This window comes from Pseudomonas sp. TH41, assembly GCF_016650695.1.
Taxonomy (GTDB): domain Bacteria; phylum Pseudomonadota; class Gammaproteobacteria; order Pseudomonadales; family Pseudomonadaceae; genus Aquipseudomonas.
This window is the reverse complement of the sequence record NZ_JAEKFH010000007.1, coordinates 344,410-361,933: the sequence shown is the minus strand read 5'-3', so window position 1 is coordinate 361,933 and position 17,524 is coordinate 344,410. Positions and strand designations below refer to the sequence as shown.

The following is a 17,524-nucleotide window of genomic DNA, read 5'->3' as shown; positions in this document are numbered from 1 at the left end:
CGACGTCATCTAGGGAAGACTGGCAAGGCATTCTTGCGTTGAGGAACCATTTGATGCGCCCTTTTTTATTGCTCTTTGTACTGTTTCCGGTGTTGGAGCTGTTCGTATTCGTCAAAGTCAGCGGGGCGATCGGGTTTTTCCCGGCACTGCTGCTGGTCATTCTCGGCTCGATGCTAGGCGTGTTCGTGCTGCGTATCGCCGGTCTGGCCACTGCGCTGCGTGCTCGTGAAAGCCTGAACCGCGGTGAACTGCCGGCCCAGACCATGCTCGAAGGCCTGATGCTGGCCCTGGCCGGCGGTTTGTTGATCCTGCCGGGCTTCGTCACTGATGTGCTGGGTCTGATCATGTTGCTGCCGATCTCTCGTCGGCTGCTGGCCAACAAAATGCGCCAGCGTGCCGAGGAACAAGCCATCCGTCAGCGCGCATTCGCCGACGACCTGCAGCCACGTGGCGGTCCTGCCCCACGCGAGCCTCTGGGCCGGGAGCCGAATGTGATCGAAGGCGAGTTCGAACACCGCGACTCCAAGTAAATCGTTTCACCTGCACGGCACCTTCGGTGCCGTGTTCGTTTTCGGGCGATCAACGTAAAAAATTTCGATCCTCGCCCTTGTAATAAGCTTATGCGCCCTTATGTAACGGTCACCGCAAGGTTTCTGGCAATCATGCCAGGCAGACTTCCGCGTCTCGCTTGTCGAGGCGCAACCGGCGCCGCCGGATTTGTTAAACCCGCCGGGAATACACCGGCCGATGAAAACCACAATTAGGAGAGATCGACAATGAAGCTTCGTCCTCTGCATGACCGCGTCGTCATCCGTCGCAGCGAAGAAGAAAAGAAAACCGCTGGCGGTATCGTCCTGCCAGGTTCGGCTGCTGAAAAAGCCAACAGCGGCGAAATCCTCGCTGTCGGCACCGGCCGCGTGCTGGACAACGGTGAAGTGCGTGCACTGGCCGTGAAAGTGGGTGACAAGGTTGTGTTCGGCCCGTACTCCGGCAGCAACACCGTGAAAGTCGACGGCGAAGACCTGCTGGTAATGGCTGAGAACGAGATTCTCGCTGTTATCGAAGGCTGATTCCCCGCTCATTTTCCCGCTACTACAAAGTATTTAAGGAATATCGATCATGGCTGCTAAAGAAGTTAAATTCGGCGACTCCGCCCGCAAGAAAATGCTCGCCGGTGTAAACGTCCTGGCTGACGCAGTAAAAGCGACCCTGGGCCCTAAAGGCCGTAACGTGATCATCGAGAAGAGCTTCGGCGCTCCGACCATCACCAAGGACGGCGTTTCCGTAGCCAAAGAAATCGAGCTGAAAGATCGCTTCGAAAACATGGGCGCGCAGCTGGTCAAAGACGTTGCCTCCCGTGCCAACGATGACGCAGGCGACGGCACCACCACCGCTACCGTTCTGGCTCAATCGATCGTCAACGAAGGCCTGAAAGCCGTCGCTGCCGGCATGAACCCGATGGACCTGAAGCGCGGTATCGACAAAGCGACCATCGCGATCGTCAAAGAGCTGAAAGCCCTGTCCAAGCCTTGCGCTGACACCCGCGCAATCGCTCAGGTCGGCACCATCTCGGCCAACTCCGACAGCTCCATCGGCGACATCATTGCCGAAGCCATGGAAAAAGTCGGTAAAGAAGGCGTGATCACTGTTGAAGAAGGCTCGGGCCTGGAAAACGAACTGTCGGTTGTTGAAGGCATGCAGTTCGACCGTGGCTACCTGTCCCCGTACTTCGTCAACAAGCCAGAGACCATGACTGCCGAGCTGGACGGTCCGCTGATCCTGCTGGTCGACAAAAAAATCTCGAACATCCGCGAAATGCTGCCAGTACTGGAAGCCGTTGCCAAAGCCGGCCGTCCACTGCTGATCGTGGCCGAAGACGTTGAAGGCGAAGCCCTGGCGACTCTGGTTGTGAACAACATGCGTGGCATCGTTAAAGTCGCAGCCGTCAAGGCTCCAGGCTTCGGCGACCGTCGCAAGGCCATGCTGCAGGACATCGCTGTTCTGACTGGCGGTACCGTTATCTCCGAAGAGATCGGTCTGAGCCTGGAAAGCACTACCCTGGAACACCTGGGTAATGCCAAGCGCGTGATCCTGTCCAAAGAAAACACCACCGTGATCGACGGTGCCGGCGTTGAGGCTGACATCCAGGCTCGCGTTCTGCAGATCCGTCAGCAAGTGGCTGATACTTCGTCCGACTACGACCGTGAAAAACTGCAAGAGCGTCTGGCCAAACTGTCCGGCGGCGTTGCAGTGATCAAGGTTGGCGCCGGTTCCGAAGTTGAAATGAAAGAGAAGAAAGCCCGCGTTGAAGACGCCCTGCACGCCACCCGTGCAGCCGTTGAAGAAGGCGTGGTACCTGGCGGCGGCGTGGCACTGGTTCGCGCGCTGCAGGCTATCTCCGAGCTGAAAGGCGACAACGATGACCAGAACGTTGGCATCCAGTTGCTGCGCCGCGCTGTTGAAGCGCCACTGCGCCAGATCGTTGCCAACTCCGGCGACGAGCCAAGCGTAGTTGTAGACAAGGTCAAGCAGGGTTCGGGTAACTACGGTTACAACGCTGCTACCGGCGAATACGGCGACATGATCGAAATGGGTATCCTGGACCCGGCTAAAGTGACTCGTTCGGCTCTGCAAGCGGCTTCGTCGATTGCCAGCCTGATGATCACCACCGAAGCCATGATCGCTGAGATCAAGGAAGACGGTCCAGCTGGCGGCGGCATGCCAGACATGGGCGGTATGGGCGGCATGGGCGGCATGATGTAAGCCAGCCTTACCCCGTACGAGCTTACCCCTATAAAAAAGCCCCGCCTGCGATAAGCAGGCGGGGTTTTTTATTGTCCCGGATCATTGTAGGAGCGAGCTTGCTCGCGATGGTCGTCAACGATAACGCTGTTAGCCTGACATCCCCGTGCGTTCTGAGGTCCTTCGCGAGCAAGCTCGCTCCTACATTTAAAATCGGTGTTTCAGAGGTTTACCGGTTGCGCTTTAGACACTCGCTTAGCCTTTGAGTCCGGGCGGTACAAAATGTAGTAATACGCCCCAAAACAAATCAGCCAGCAGAAAATCGCCGTCCACACGTTGTGCGAGAAGAAGTGCGCGCCCTGCATCATCCGGCCCAGGGAAAACACCGTGCCCAGGGCGAAGGCGAAAACAAACGCCTTGCGGGCCAGGCGCGGGCGACGATCACGCAGTACAAAGAACAGGGCAAACAGCGTGAAACCGGTGGCCGCATGACCACCAGGCCAGCAACGGCCAGGTTTGTCGGTAGGCGGGCGCGGGCTGAGCAGTTCGCTGTAGGTTTCGTGACCGCCGAATTGCTCCAGGCTCCAGGGGCATTGCACCGCCGTCACTGCTTTCATCGGAGTGACAAAGGATGTCGACAGCGCCAGCGACAGCACCAGACAGCCCAACTCCCGTTTGAACGGCTTGAGCTTGTCCACGAAAAAGGAGGCAATGAAACCGAAGATCGCAAACACCGAAAAGGCGATGACCACTTGTTTGGCCCGGTCGTGCAGGACATCTTCCAGAAAGTGACTGTGCCGCCCGATGAAATCACCCGCAACCGGGTCATAGAACAGCTTGGCAATGTCCATGTCCAAGGACGTCAGTTCGAGCAACATCAGAGTGATCGCGGCAATGGCGGGAACTCCCAGGCACACCCAGAAATTGAGAGGGCGAGAGGCGGGACGGACAGCAGTTGATGACATGATGGATCCTGAGCAATAGAAAAAGCCCCGAGGCATCAGCTCGGGGCTGTTCGGTTAACGATCGCCGACCTGGCCGGAGCCCTCCGTGGGCGCCTTCCAGGCAAGCAGTTGTTGCTTGAAGCCATAACTGGCCGTTTGGTAGTAAGTAATTGCGCGGGTGATCAACGGATCACTGGCCGTAGCCTGTGACTCACGACTGTCAGTCAGCGCGTCATCGTGGCGACGCAAGCCCTGGCGTGGACTCAGAATCGCCAGATCCTTGCCGTCAAACAACCCCAGATGTTGATAATTGCCCACCACGACGCGTGGCGGCAACGGGTTGTCCTGCAACAGGTTACGCCCGAAGAACGTCGACTGATAATCCAGGTTCAGCAGGCCCAGTAACGTGGGTGCAAGGTCGATCTGGCTGGCCAGCTGCGCAGTTTCCCGAGCTTCAATCAGTTTCGGTGCATAAATGAACAGCGGAATCTGATAGTTGTTGATCGGCAAGTCTTCTTTACCTGCGCTGCCAGCCGTGTGGTCGGCGACGAAGACGAAGATTGTATTATCGAACCACGGTTTTTTACGTGCCTGATCGAGAAACTGACCAATGGCATAGTCGGTGTACTTCACCGCACCGTCGCGGCCATTGCCGGATTTGATGTCAATCCGATTGTCCGGATACGTATAAGGACGATGGTTGGACGTGGTCATCAGCTGCAGCAGAAATGGCTGTTGCTTCGCATAGTCGGCGTCGGCCAGTTTCAGCGTCTGGGTATAAATGTCTTCGTCGGCCATGCCCCAGGCATTTTTGAAGTGAATCTCCGATTCGTCCACGCTGCTCTGGTCGACGATGCGATAACCGTTGCCACTGAAGAACGCGTTCATATTGTCGAAGTAACCGCGCCCACCGTAAACGAATACGCTGTCGTAACCCACGGCACTGAGTTGCTGGCCGAGGCTGGCAAAACCGCTTTCACGGCCTACGCGTTTAACAATCGAACGCCCCGGTGTTGGTGGGATCGCCAGGGTAATGGCTTCCAGGCCGCGGTCGGTACGGGTGCCGGTGGCATAGAAGTTATTGAAGTACAGGCTTTGCTTGCGCAGTGCATCGAGATTCGGTGTCAGGTTGCGTCCGTCGCCGTTACTGCCCATGTACTTGGCACTGAAGCTTTCGATGGTCACCAATACGATGTTGGGTTTTCGCAGGACACCCGGGTTGTTGATTTCCCGGCGTATGTCTAGCGGGTCCTCACCAATGAAGCGTGCGTTGGGTTCACTCAACTCGGCCCGGATCTGTTGCGCTACAACGGCAGTCGGCAGCGTGCTGTAGAACTGTTGGTAATCCAGTTCGTTATTGCGAAAAGCGGCGAAGAACTGGTACGGGCCATTGCTCGCGAGTTCGTTCTGGTAGGCGTTGCCGCCTTGTGCTCGAGGTGCATCCTGGCTGAGTAATTGCAGACTCAGACCCGCAGCGATCAACAGCACTAACGCATTCAGCAGGCGCCCGCGCAGGGGGGGCAACGGTGCATTCAGTGCGGCATTGAAGCGTTTGCGCAAGGCAAAACTCAACGCTATAGACAGCATCGCGAGGATGCTCAGCAGCGTGCCGATCGGATAAGACTCGAGCAGGTTATTGAGCACCTCGTCGGAATACACCAGGTAATCGACGGCGATGAAATTGAAGCGCACGCCGAACTCGTCCCAGAACAACCACTCGGCCACCGAGGTGAACAACATGGCGAACAGGCTGACGGTCAGCAGCCCCTGAAGAAACCAGCGATGCCCACGGCGGCGCCACAAGGCCGGCGGGCAGAGCAGCAAGTAAAGCCCCATGGGCAGTGCTGCATAGGCAATGAAACCCAGGTCGTACAGCAGACCAATACCAAAAACCGACAGTGAACCGCTACCGGCCTCATCCAGATGAGTGAGCAGCAGAACCGTTCGGGTCAGGAAGAAAATGACCAGCCAGGCGCGGGTCACGAGCAGCAGAAAGCGCATGGGCGCGGTCTTGAAAAAATCCATTGGGTCTACATTCCTTATATCAATCGCGCGATAGTCTCACGCAAGCACTGTAATCAGGTTGTGAATCGATAGTAAAAAACTTGTTAGTCCCTCATTTAGTTGGGTGAATTGATTGGCACGATCCCCGACCCTAGCTCTGAGTCACCGTTGGCCTTAAGCTGCGCGGGCCAAGACGGCCGTTACTGTGTACGGAGGAGATACCCATGCGAATTTTATTGGTTGAAGACAACCGCGATATCCTGGCCAATCTGGCCGATTACCTGGGGCTCAAAGGCTATACCGTGGATTGCGCGCAGGACGGTTTGTCAGGCTTGCACCTGGCGGCCACCGAGCATTATGACTTGATCGTGCTCGACATCATGTTGCCTGGCATCGACGGCTACACCCTGTGCAAGCGCCTGCGTGAAGACGCCCGACGCGACACGCCGGTGATCATGCTCACCGCTCGCGATCAACTGGACGACCGCCTTCAAGGCTTCAAGTCCGGCGCCGACGACTACCTTATCAAACCCTTTGCCTTATCCGAACTGGCCGCACGCATCGAAGCCGTCATGCGCCGTACCCAGGGAGGAGGTCGCCGCACGTTGCAGGTCGCCGATCTGAACTACGACCTCGATACTCTTGAAGTGACCCGCGAAGGTCGCCTGCTGAAACTCAACCCGGTCGGCTTGAAGTTACTGGCCGTGTTGATGCAGAAAAGCCCTCATGTCCTGCGTCGTGAAATTCTCGAAGAGGCGCTGTGGGGTGACGATTGCCCGGACAGCGACAGCTTGCGCAGTCACGTCCACCAATTGCGCCAAGTGATCGACAAACCGTTCGCCAAGCCGTTGCTGCAAACGGTGCACGGCGTGGGTTATCGCTTGGCCGAGGGCCGTGATGGAGTTTAAGCAGAGCCTCGCTCAACGGATCATCATCGCCTTTGCGCTCATGAGTGCCCTGGTGGCGGGTGCCTTCGCCATGGGCATTGTAGCGACTGTACACCTGGTGGAAGAAAAACTGATATCGGCAGGTCTGGGCGGTGACCTTCAGCGACTGTTGTTGATGGACAGTGTCACGGACTGGAGCCACCGCCCCGAGCCGGACCAGCTGTTCTATTTCAGCGGCGGGCCGGGTGACTTCAAGCTGCCTAAGGATTTGCGCCACCTTGAGCCAGGTTTTCACGAAGTGTTTCGTGAAAACCTGTCGTACCACGCCATGGTCGAAGTCGTCGACGGTCGGCGTTACGTGCTGTTGCAGGATCAAAGCGATTTCGAAGAGCGTGAGCGAGTGCTGTTTGCCGTGGTACTGGTGGGCTTTGTACTGAGCCTGGCGTTGGCCGTGTCTCTCGGCTGGGTACTGGCGCGCAAGGTGATGGCGCCCGTGGTGCGGCTGGCCCGTCAGGTTCGCCACCGTGATCAATTGTTGGGGCTGGCGCCGCCACTGGCACCGGATTACGCGGCCGATGAAGTGGGCGAACTGGCCGTGGCTTTCGACGCCACACTCGGGCGCTTGCGCCAGGCGTTGACCCGGGAGCGACTGTTCACCAGTGATGTCAGCCACGAACTGCGCACGCCATTGATGGTGCTGGCCAGCTCCTGTGAGCTGCTGCTGGAAAACCCCGGCATTGATCAACGCGGCCGTGCCCAGGTCGAGCGAATCGCCCGTGCCTGTGAGGAGATGCGTGAGCTGGTGCAAACCTTCCTGATGTTGGCCCGCGCGCAACGTGAAGACGCCAGCATGTCACCCCAGCAGTCTGTGAGCCAGATAGCCAATGGTTTGCTCACGCTATGGCGCGAGCCGATCGAGACAAAAGGATTGAAGCTGATCTTTGAACCGGGCGAGCCGCAAAGTACCTGTTACAACGCAACCCTCCTGCACGCCGTCATGGGCAACCTGCTGCGTAACGCACTGCATTACACCGAGCATGGGTTCATCCGTCTGACCTTGACGGCCACGGGTTTCCTGGTCGAGGACAGTGGGGTGGGCATTCCCGAGGAAAAGCGCGAGGCGATGTTCGAGCCTTTCGTTCGTGGCTCTGAAAAACGCGGTGAAGGCCTTGGGTTGGGGCTCTCGCTGGTGCAACGAATTTGCGAAAACCAGGGGTGGAGCGTCAGCCTGACGAACATGGAGCCCAATGGCTGCCGCTTTCACGTGGAGTTGCATCCCTCGAAGGTGACCTGATCGATTTATTCAAGGCGGATGGCCCCAAGCCAGCGCTGCCACCCTGTAAAACGCTGAAATAGCTTGGGGTTTCGCATCACGAAATTTTCACCGGTGTGTAACCTGACACTGACACCCATGTCATTAAGTTAGTGGCCATCAGTCGTTAGGAGACCTTGATGATGGACGGCCCGATCAAACTTGATTTTTCCGAAAAATGCGACGGGCAACACGCTCAACGCTACCCGCGTACGCATAAGGAAGGGTTAGGTCGTCGCCTGTCTCACTGGCGTGACCAACAATTGGCCCGTAAGGCGCTGGCATTGGTCGATGAGCCGGGGCTGGTCCTTGATCTTCCGTGCGGTGCAGGGCGTTTCTGGCCATTGCTCGCGGAAAAAAGCAATCGCGCAATCATCGGCGCCGACAGCTCCGAGTCAATGGTAAGGATCGCAATGCAGGCGCAACCCGCCCATGTGGTAAAGCGGGTACAACCCATGCATACCTCTGCATTCGACATCGCGTTGCCCGATAACGCTGTCGACAGCATTTTCTGCATGAGCTTGTTCCATCATATCGGTGAAGCCGAGCATCGGCTGGCGATTTTACGTGAGTTCGAGCGCGTCACCCGCGACAGTGTGGTCCTTTCGCTGTGGGTGGATGGCAATTTCAAAGCGTGGAAACGCAAACGTGCAGAGAAGAGCCGTGGGCAGGAAGGTTCCCAAAACCGGTTTGTGTTACCGGCTGCTACGGTAGAAAAGGAATTCGAACAGGCGGGTTTTCATATCCAGGAACGACTGGACTTTTTACCGCTTTATGCGATGTGGCGAGTTTACGTATTGCGCAAAAGGTAACCGGATGGTGCCCTGATCAATCTCAAGAAGTGCCGGCTTGACCGCCCGTCGTGCCGCTGCCCATGACATGCAGAAACTGCGTCGCCACTCGTCGTTCAGGGCGACGGACCGGGGAAAACTCGACTACTTTTATAGGACGGCGTTTGGCAGCGCTATCAAGGGTTTATAGCAATGAAACTCGAAATTGCACGAGGTGTATTTTTAATGGGAGCCTTGGCAGTTGCTTCACTGGCGGTGGCGGCTTGGGAGCAGCCCCGCACGCAAGTCCTCAGTTCCGTGAGCGCTGACGCTCAATGTTCGATGCCACGCGTTGCCAAGGCCTCCGTGGCAACCCGCCCCGATCATGATTTGTTGCTGTTCATGTTCGGACTTTCTCAAGGATTGAGGCCGCAAAGTTGAACAGATTGAAGCCAAAATAAAAGGCCTCGCCAATGCGAGGCCTTTTTTTTTAACGGCAGGATCAAAAGATCGCAGCCTTCGGCAGCTCCTGCATTGATCGCATTCCTCTGTAGGAGCTGCCGAAGGCTGCGATCTTTTGATCTTAGGGTTTCTCGGGTTTTGCCAATACCGTGTACACGCACGGCAACACAAACAAGGTAAACAACGTCCCGATGGACATCCCCGTAGCGATCACCGTGCCGATGTCGAATCGGCTGACGGCGCCCGCGCCTGTGGCGATGATCAATGGCACCATGCCAAACACCATCGCGGCGGTCGTCATCAATACCGGACGCAGACGTATCGCCGCCGCTTCCTCCACCGCCTCGCGGGGTGTCAGACCCTTGTCTTTGCGCAGCTGATTGGCGAACTCGACGATCAGGATCCCGTGCTTGCTGATCAGCCCGATCAACGTCACCAATCCCACCTGGGTGTAGATGTTCATGCTCGACCAGCCCAGGAACAGCGGGATCAAGGCGCCGCAAATAGACAGTGGCACCGTCACCAGAATCACCAGCGGATCGCGGAAGCTTTCGAACTGGGCGGCCAGTACCAGGAAAATAATCGCCAGTGCCAGGCCAAAGGTGACCCACAGGGCGCTGCCTTCCTGGACGTATTGCCGCGATGCGCCGGCATAGTCGAAGGCATAACCCGCCGGGGCCTCTTCGCGGGCGATCTGGCGCACGGTGTCGATGGCTTCACCGATGCTCACCAGCGGGACGCCGGAAAGGATGGCCGAGTTGAGCTGCTGGAACTGGTTCAACTGCCGTGGACGCGCCCGGTCGCTCACGGTAATCAGGGTCGACAGGGCCAGCATTTCGCCCTGGGTGTTCTTGACGTAATAGTTGTTCAGCCAGTCCGGGGTCTCGCGAAAGGTCCGTTCAACCTGAGCAATGACTTTGTAGCTGCGGCCTTCGATGGTGAAACGGTTGATCTCCGCCTCACCCAGCAACGTCGCCAGTGTTCCACCTAGCTCCTGCATCGATACGCCCATCTGAGCCGCCTTGACTCGATCAATGTCCACCACCACTTCCGGCTTGTCGAAGGCCAGGTCGACGTCGACGAAGGCAAACTTGCCCGATTCCAGTGCCCGCTTTTTCACCCGGTCAGACACCTGCAGCAGCGACGCGTAATCGTTGGCGGAGTTGATGACGAACTGAAAGGGCAAGCCCTCGCCAGTGCCCGGCAGGGAAGGCAGGTTGAAGCCGAAAATCTGCAACCCGGTGATGCTTGCCAGCTTGCCCTGGACCTGCGGAAGGATCTGCATCTGGGTGCGGTGGCGCTCGTTCCACGGTTTGAGCAGGAAACCACCGATCCCCGATTGCACGCCGTTGAATCCATTGATCTGGAACGAAGAGTAGTACTCGGGAAATTCCTTGAAGATCGTGATGAACTCGTCGGTGTAGGTGCTCAGATAGTCCAGGTTGGTGGGTTGCGGGGCGTTGGCCAGCATGAAAATGACGCCTTGATCCTCGTCCGGTGCCAGTTCCGATTTGGTGAACTTGAGCAGCACCGGAATCAGGCACAGGACAATCACCGCGAACACCAGCACCACCGGCCGGGTGTTGAGCGTGCCATGGAGCATGCTTCGGTAACGGCGCTTGAGGCCTTCGAAAATCAGGTCGAGGCGATGGGCCAGGCCACTGGGGTTTTCATCGTGACGCAGGAGCAGGGCGCACATCATCGGCGACAGGGTCAGTGCGACGATGCCGGAGATCACCACGGCCCCGGCCAAGGTCAGGGCGAATTCCTTGAACAGCGCTCCGGTCAGCCCCGTCAGGAAACCGATCGGGGCATAGACCGCCGCCAGTGTGATGGTCATCGAGATCACCGGCATGGCGATTTCCCGGGCACCCTCGATGGCTGCGTCCAACGGCGTCTTGCCGCCTTCGATATGCCGGTGGATGTTTTCCACCACCACAATGGCGTCGTCGACCACCAGCCCGATGGCCAAGACCATTGCCAGCAAGGTCAGCAGGTTGATCGAGTAACCCATCATCTGCATGAAGAACATCACGCCGATCATCGACAGCGGGATGGTGACGACCGGGATCACCACCGAGCGCAGCGCCCCGAGGAACAGGAACACCACGACGATGACGATCAGCACCGCTTCGAACAGGGTTTTGATCACCTCGTTGATCGAGGCCTGGATGAACAGCGTGGCGTCGTAGGCGATTTCACCTTTGAGGTTCGGCGGCAGCTGGGCTTCCAGGTCCGGCATGATTTTGCGCACTTCCCTGATCACGTCCAGCGGGTTGGCGCCGGGCGTGGCCTTGATGCCGATGTACACCGAGGGAGTGCCACCGAAGGAACTGATGGTGTCGTAGTTTTCCGCGCCCATTTCAACCCGCGCCACATCGCTAAGGAGCACGCGACTGTCGCCTTCGACCTTGAGCGGAATCGCGGCAAAGGCTTCGGCGGATTTGAGCTCGGTGTTGGCGTTGATACTGGTGACCACGTACTCGCCTTTCACTTCGCCGGCAGCCGAGAGGAAGTTGTACTGGCGCACCGCATTGGTCACGTCGCTGGCGCTCAAACCGAAGCCGGCCAGTTTTACCGGGTCCAGCCACAGGCGCATGGCGAAGACCTGATTGCCGAGAATCTCGGCTTCGGCCATGCCCGGCAGGGTCGCGAGTTTTGGCTGGATGACCCGGGACAGGTAGTCGGTAATCTGCGGGTTGCTCAGTTCCTTGCTGAAGAAACTGATGTACATCAGCGCCGAGGCATCGGCGGCTTCCTTGCTCAGTACGGGGTCTTCGGCGTCCTGTGGCAGCTGGTTTTTCACCTCGTTGGCCTTGGCCAGGAGCTCGGTAAACAAGCGATCACTGTTGGAACCGATGCGCGCGTAGATCGAGATCACCGAGAAGTTCTGGCGACTGACCGAGGTCATGTAATCGATACCCTCGGCGCTGGCCAGGCTCTGCTGCATCGGCTGGGTGATGTAACCCTGGATGGTTTCGGCGTTGGCCCCGGGGTAGGCGGTGGTCACCGTGATCAGGGCGTTTTCCATTTGCGGGTATTGGCGCAGCGGCAACTTGCTCCAGGCCTGGAAGCCCAGCAGCACAATCAGCAGGCTGATCACGGTGGCGAGCACCGGGCGGCGGATGAACGGGTCGGTAAAAGCCATGGGGATTCCTTGATCAGTCAGCGCGCGGCTGACTGCTCTTTTCGGCTAGGGTCTTGTCGTCGCTGATGGCAATGTGTGCGCCGTTGTCCAGTTTGATCTGGCCGGCCGTGACCACCTTTTCGCCGTTCTGCACGCCCTTGGTAATCATCACCAGACCCTCACGGCGCTCGCCTGTTTCGATGAAACGACGTTCGGCGATCAGGATCGGCTGGCCCTTGTCGTCCTTTTCAACGGTGCCGTCTTCGGCCTTTTTCTGCGCGACAACATAGAGTGAGTTGCCGTACAGCGTGTAGGTGATCGCGCTTTCCGGCACCACAATGCGCGGCAGCGGGTCTGGCAACAGGACTTGCAGGCTGGCAAACATGCCCGGCAGCAGTTTGCCGTCCGGGTTGGCCAGGGTGGCGCGGACCTGAACGTTACGCGTGCTGTTCTCGAGTTTCGGGTTGATTGCACTGATGGTGCCGGGAAAGGTCTGGGACGGATAGGCCGCGACAATGATTTCTACCGGCTGGCCAATGGCGATCTTCGGCACCGATTGCTCGGGGATGAAAAAGTCGACGTAGAGACTGCTGAGGTCTTGCAGGGTGGCGATCATGGTGCCGGTGGCCACATAGTCGCCGACGTCGACCTGACGAATGCCGATGGTGCCGCTGAACGGCGCCAGGATGCTTTTTTTACCGAGCGCAGCCTTGAGCTGATTGACCGTGGCCTTGCTCTTTTTCAGTACCGCCGAAAGTCGGTCGAACTCGCCTTTGGAGATGGCCTGGCTTCCGACCAGTTGACTGCCTCGGTTGTAATCCAGCTGCGCCAGCCCGAGGTCGGCAAGCGCGGTTTCCAGCAAGGCGCTTTCTACGGCGCTGTCGAGCTTGACGATAGGCTGGCCGGCCTTGACCATCTGACCTGACTGGAACTGCACATCCGTGACGGTGCCGTCGGTCTCCAGGCTAAGGTCTACCCCTTGCAGCGCCTTCAGCGTACCGACGGTGGGCAAACGAACTTGCCACGGGCGCTCGGTGGCCGTGGCCACGGCGACACTTATCGGCGGTTTCGGCACGGAGAAGCCTTGAACCATGGTGTAGATGGAGAAGGCTTTGTAACCGGCCAGAACCAGCACGATCAACAGAACAACACCCAACATGATCAGCATGCGGCGACGCAGCATAGTTCCATTTCCTTGGAGAAAATCAGGTGAGACTGTCGGGAACATTACTCCGAGTGCGCGGGTGATTCCAACTGACACATTTCACAGGACGATCCCTGCAGCAGCTGGCGCAGCCTGCGTTCGGCTGTAGGAGCGAGCTTGCTCGCGAAAGACGTTAACGATAACGCGTTCATGTTGGAAAAACGTGCGCTCTCAGGTCTTTCGTCGGAACGCCGCCCGGAGCAAGCTCGCTCCTACAGGCAGCCGAACGCAGGCTGCGCCAGCTGCTACAAAGGGCTGTGTTCAGATGAGGTGAAGATGGTTGTCCCAAAGGCCGGCAGGGAGCTCAAGCGGTTTTGCAACAAGATTTGTCTGGCGGCAATCGTAGTACCGGCAGCGTCCTTGACCCGAGGTCACGACAAAACCATCGGCCACTGCCCCGACCCCGGCGCAATCGGGAAGCGGCGCGTCCAGGCGCACTTCACCGCTGTCCAGGTCCCAGATGAAAAAGCGGTTGCCCCGTGGCGCGGTCAATGCGACCAGACGAAGTTCGCTGTGCACCGCGACGCTGGCGGTGTAATGCCCCATGGCTTGCAGTTGATGCTCGGGTACCGGGAAGGCCACGAACGGTTGGCCGGGACGCTTGATGGCCAACAACTCCGACGGCTCATGAGCGTCGCCCATAAACTGTTGTCCGGCGACGATGGTGCCGTCGTCGGCAATGCCTAAATGCCGCACGCTGTTCATCTGCTGGGCGAGGGTTTCCTTGCTCAACAGGGTGCCGTCGCGTTGCATCAGTACCAGGCTCGGTTCCATGGCATTGAGGTTCATCTCGACCCGGCTTTCGGCCTCGGTGCGAATCCCGCCGTTGGCCACCACCAGGGTTTCGCCGTCCGGCATCCACGACACCTGATGCGGGCCGACGCCGTGGGTCGGGATCTCGCCGCTGTGGATAAGTCGCCCGGCTTCAAACTTATACACACCCAGCAAGCCGCGACCCGGATCGGAGGTGTCGTTCTCGGTGGCGTACAGCCAGTCGCCGCTCTTGTGAATCACCGCATGACCGTAGAAGTGCCGGTTCGGTTGCGAGACCACGGTTTGCAGCAGCGTGCCGTCGCGCAGGTCGATCAGGTAACTCTCGGTGCCCGGCCTGCGGGCGACGAACAGCGCCATCGGCAGCGTCGGGTGGTTGATGATGTCATGGCAACGCTGGCCGACCTGGGTCGCAAACACCCGGGTGCCGTCCAGCCGATAGCCGACGGCATAATGCTTGCCGTCGTTATCGTCCCGCGCCGAGAGCAGCAGCGGGCTCTTGTTCTTTTGCTTGAACAGCGTCCAGCCGCCCAGCGTCACTGCTCCCAGCAGCAAACTACCTAACGTCAGAGCCTGGCGTCGCAGCATGGCACTCACCCTCATCAGTCACCGTCGTTGGCATTGAAGCCCAGTTGAATGCCCAGCGCCTTGGCCAATTCGCCTTCGTGCAGGCGATGGACGACGTTGAGGCTGTCGTAGAGGTCGTTGAGTTGCTGGCGACCCGCGTCGTCGGTGAGCATTTCGGTCAGCGAGCGCTGGTTGCTGGCGAACAGTTTCAGGGACGCGGCGTAGGCGGCGCCGATCTTGTCGGCCAGTGGTTTCTGCTCGCTCGGCAGCAGACCGCGCAGGCCTTTGTTGTCGACACCTTCCCACACCGTTTTGGCGGCCGCGAGACTGGCTTCCATGCCAGCCAGGGACGACTGGCTACGCCAGGCATCGGCCTGGAACGGTTGCGGCACACCTTTGCTCTGGCGGCCCATCGGCGTGCCGAGTTTTTTCTTCAAGGTGTCGAGTGCGGTGACTTGTACGCGCAGCAGGTCAGCAATGGCTTCGTGGGAATCGGCGTAACGCTGGTTCGGGAATTTGCTCATCTGCGCGAGCATGCCGTCAGTGCTGTTCCAGCTTTTCAGAATCTCTTCCGCCAGCAGTTTCTGACGTTCGCCAATCGCCTTCAGCAGTGGGCAATACTTGGCCTTTTGCGCGTCGTTGGCCACGTCTGGTTTGCTGTCGAACAAAATGTATTCGTAAGCCGAGAGGCCTTGCACCACGACGCTGGACTTGGCCAGGGCGGCGGCATCGATTTGCGGCTGTGCGGTGACCAGTTGCTCGACCTGACGACCGACGAGGTTTTTCTTGTCCGGCCAGAATTGCACCTGCCAGGCGCGATTGCCCTCGGCCAGTGGCCCGATCAGCAGCGGTTGCAATTCGGCCCAGGCTTTTTGCGCGTGCAGGAAATCGGCGCGGGCGGTGTCGAGATTTTCCTTGCCTTCGCAGTAGGCCAGCGCGCTGACAGCCAATTGGCGATCGGCTTCAACCCAACGGGTGTAGGTCGGCAGGATCACTGATTTGGCGATTGCCGCCGACGTGACGGCTTGCGGGTCCTGTGGCGAACAGGCGCCCAGGGCCAGTGCTGCAAGGCTGGTGAACAACAATTTGGGACGGAACATGTCGGGCTCCCGCTATGGATACGTATTAAAGGGAATTCAAAAACGCCAGCAACGCTGCGCGCTGTTCGGCATTGAAAGACAACACTTGTTGCTGCGCTCCTTTGGCTTCGCCGCCGTGCCAGAGCACGGCTTCGAGCAGATTGCGGGCGCGGCCGTCATGCAAAAACTGGGTGTGGCCACTGACCGCTTGCGTCAGGCCAATGCCCCACAATGGCGGGGTGCGCCAGTCGCGGCCACGGGCCTGGAATTCACTGCGGTTGTCGGCCAGGCCGTCGCCCATGTCATGCAGCAGCAGATCGCTGTACGGGCGAATCACTTGATTGGCCAGTTCAGGTTCGGCGGCGTTGGCGGCGGTGGTGTATTTGGGGGTGTGACAGGACTGGCAACCCGCCTGGAAAAACAACGTTTTGCCGGCCAGCACGTCGGGCGCGCTGACATGGCGACGGGCGGGAACGGCGAGGTTACGGCTGTAAAACAGCACCAGACGCAGGATGTTGTCGCTGACTTCTGGCTTGCCATCGGGGCCGGTGCCATTCGGTGCCTGTTTGCAGGCCGTTTGCGCGTCGGTGCAGTCATCCACGGTTTTCAGGCTGGTCGTGAGCCCCATGTCGCCGGAAAACGCATGCGCATTTTGTTGATTGAGGTTGGGTTGCCCGGCTTTCCAGCCAAAACGGCCGAGAACGGTTTTTTGCTGCGCGTCATCCCAGACCCGGTTCGGGCGTCCGGCGATGCCGTGTTTGTCGGCGGCTTGTGCGGCGGCATTGGCCAGGATCGCTTCCTCGGGAATCGCTTCGAGCAAGCCCAGGCCAATCATCGGCGGCGCAACCCTGGCCGAGAAACGGGTGTCGGGGTGCATCGGGCCATAGCCGAGCTGGGTGATGTTCAGGCTCGGCTTGCGCAACTCGACTTCGGTGCCGTCCTTGAAATGCACCGCAACCGGCGTGTAATCGACGCGCACCTTGCCTTCCGGGACGACACCAGGCACGGCCATGTCCTGGAATTGCCCGCCGTAGACCGGCTCCGGAACGACACCGAGCTGTTCGATCACTTTGGCATAGGCCGGCGCGTCGGGAATCGACAGGCGCACCAGCATGGACACGGCATTCGGCGAATTCGGCGTTGGCGGATGGCCACGGCCGTCCTTGATGTGGCAGCCCTGACAGGCGTTGGTGTTGAACAACGGGCCGAGGCCGTCCCGGGCGGTGGTGGTCGACGGCGCGATCACCCAAGGGCTGCGGAAGAAACTGTTGCCGACGCTGAAGTCCACACGTCGTGACGGCGGCAGGTTAGCGGAAGGCAGGGAAAATGAGTTGTGATCGGTCTTGCGCACGGTGGCGCTGCCACCGGACCGGGCTTCACCGGGTTCGGCTTTGGTAAAGCGTGGGGCGTCATCGCAGGCACTCAGGCCCAGGGCCAGCAACAGTGCGGACAAGCGAAGCAGCAGCGGGGGCATCAGACATCCTGCAAGACGAGCAAAACAAGGGCGCAAAGTCTAACAGGGCAGGGGAGTTTGAATAAGAGGAATTATCGTTTGGTTGATGTGGGGCAGGGGACTAACGGCAAAACCACGATCCCTTTGTAGGAGCGAGCTTGCTCGCGATGGTGTGCCAGTCGACATCGTTGTAGCTGACACA

14 protein-coding genes and 1 pseudogene are annotated in these 17,524 nt (G+C 58.8%); 8 read left to right on the top strand and 7 right to left on the bottom strand.

All coding sequences use genetic code 11. From position 1 onward, the window contains the following. Positions 1–53: 53 nt before the first annotated feature. From JFU37_RS28595 to groL, 3 genes are all read left to right on the top strand, one after another. The gene (locus JFU37_RS28595) at positions 54–530 is read left to right on the top strand and encodes an FxsA family protein (RefSeq protein ID WP_201120480.1); all 477 of its coding nucleotides are present in this window, start codon (positions 54–56) and stop codon (positions 528–530) included. Between the two features lie 246 nt (positions 531–776). Continuing rightward, positions 777–1,070 (top strand): co-chaperone GroES, encoded by a 294-nt coding sequence (locus JFU37_RS28590; RefSeq protein WP_019827816.1) that lies wholly within the window; start codon positions 777–779, stop codon positions 1,068–1,070. A 49-nt stretch (positions 1,071–1,119) separates the two neighbouring features. Next, entirely contained in the window at positions 1,120–2,763 is a 1,644-nt protein-coding gene (gene groL, locus JFU37_RS28585; protein WP_201120479.1) for a chaperonin GroEL, read from the top strand. Between the two features lie 200 nt (positions 2,764–2,963). Here the strand turns inward: groL and JFU37_RS28580 are convergent, their stop codons facing one another. Then, positions 2,964–3,707 (bottom strand): phosphatase PAP2 family protein, encoded by a 744-nt coding sequence (locus JFU37_RS28580; RefSeq protein ID WP_201120478.1) that lies wholly within the window; start codon positions 3,705–3,707, stop codon positions 2,964–2,966. 54 nt (positions 3,708–3,761) lie between these two features. After that, positions 3,762–5,711, bottom strand: coding sequence for an LTA synthase family protein (locus tag JFU37_RS28575; RefSeq protein ID WP_201120477.1), 1,950 nt, complete (start codon positions 5,709–5,711; stop codon positions 3,762–3,764). Positions 5,712–5,914: 203 nt separating this feature from the next. On the opposite strand from JFU37_RS28575, the gene colR reads away from it, so the two are divergent. The 5 genes and pseudogenes from colR to JFU37_RS28550 all read left to right on the top strand — a co-directional run bounded on the left by colR (position 5,915) and on the right by JFU37_RS28550 (position 9,100). Next, complete coding sequence (gene colR / locus JFU37_RS28570) at positions 5,915–6,598, top strand: two-component system response regulator ColR (protein WP_201120476.1); 684 nt, start codon at positions 5,915–5,917, stop codon at positions 6,596–6,598. Next, complete coding sequence (locus JFU37_RS28565) at positions 6,588–7,871, top strand: sensor histidine kinase (RefSeq protein WP_201120475.1); 1,284 nt, start codon at positions 6,588–6,590, stop codon at positions 7,869–7,871. The genes colR and JFU37_RS28565 overlap by 11 nt, the downstream gene beginning before the upstream one ends. A gap of 161 nt (positions 7,872–8,032) precedes the next feature. Next, positions 8,033–8,701, top strand: coding sequence for a class I SAM-dependent methyltransferase (locus JFU37_RS28560; protein ID WP_201120500.1), 669 nt, complete (start codon positions 8,033–8,035; stop codon positions 8,699–8,701). Between the two features lie 37 nt (positions 8,702–8,738). After that, a pseudogene (locus tag JFU37_RS28555) lies at positions 8,739–8,870 on the top strand (lipopolysaccharide kinase InaA family protein); the annotation flags it as partial. Positions 8,871–8,872: 2 nt separating this feature from the next. Further along, positions 8,873–9,100 carry a hypothetical protein gene (locus JFU37_RS28550; protein ID WP_201120474.1) on the top strand — a complete coding sequence of 76 codons (228 nt, stop codon included), beginning with the start codon at positions 8,873–8,875 and terminating at the stop codon, positions 9,098–9,100. Between the two features lie 142 nt (positions 9,101–9,242). Here JFU37_RS28550 and JFU37_RS28545 read toward each other — a convergent pair whose 3' ends face one another. From JFU37_RS28545 to JFU37_RS28525, 5 genes are all read right to left on the bottom strand, one after another. Next, entirely contained in the window at positions 9,243–12,269 is a 3,027-nt protein-coding gene (locus JFU37_RS28545) for a multidrug efflux RND transporter permease subunit (protein WP_201120473.1), read from the bottom strand. 13 nt (positions 12,270–12,282) lie between these two features. Next, positions 12,283–13,431 carry an efflux RND transporter periplasmic adaptor subunit gene (locus JFU37_RS28540; RefSeq protein ID WP_201120472.1) on the bottom strand — a complete coding sequence of 383 codons (1,149 nt, stop codon included), beginning with the start codon at positions 13,429–13,431 and terminating at the stop codon, positions 12,283–12,285. A 282-nt stretch (positions 13,432–13,713) separates the two neighbouring features. Beyond that, the gene (locus JFU37_RS28535; RefSeq protein ID WP_201120471.1) at positions 13,714–14,811 is read right to left on the bottom strand and encodes a DUF1513 domain-containing protein; all 1,098 of its coding nucleotides are present in this window, start codon (positions 14,809–14,811) and stop codon (positions 13,714–13,716) included. Positions 14,812–14,825: 14 nt separating this feature from the next. Further along, the gene (locus tag JFU37_RS28530) at positions 14,826–15,890 is read right to left on the bottom strand and encodes an imelysin family protein (RefSeq protein ID WP_201120470.1); all 1,065 of its coding nucleotides are present in this window, start codon (positions 15,888–15,890) and stop codon (positions 14,826–14,828) included. A gap of 25 nt (positions 15,891–15,915) precedes the next feature. Beyond that, positions 15,916–17,343, bottom strand: a complete 1,428-nt coding sequence (locus tag JFU37_RS28525; protein ID WP_201120469.1) for a di-heme oxidoreductase family protein — start codon at positions 17,341–17,343, stop codon at positions 15,916–15,918. Positions 17,344–17,524: the final 181 nt, after the last annotated feature.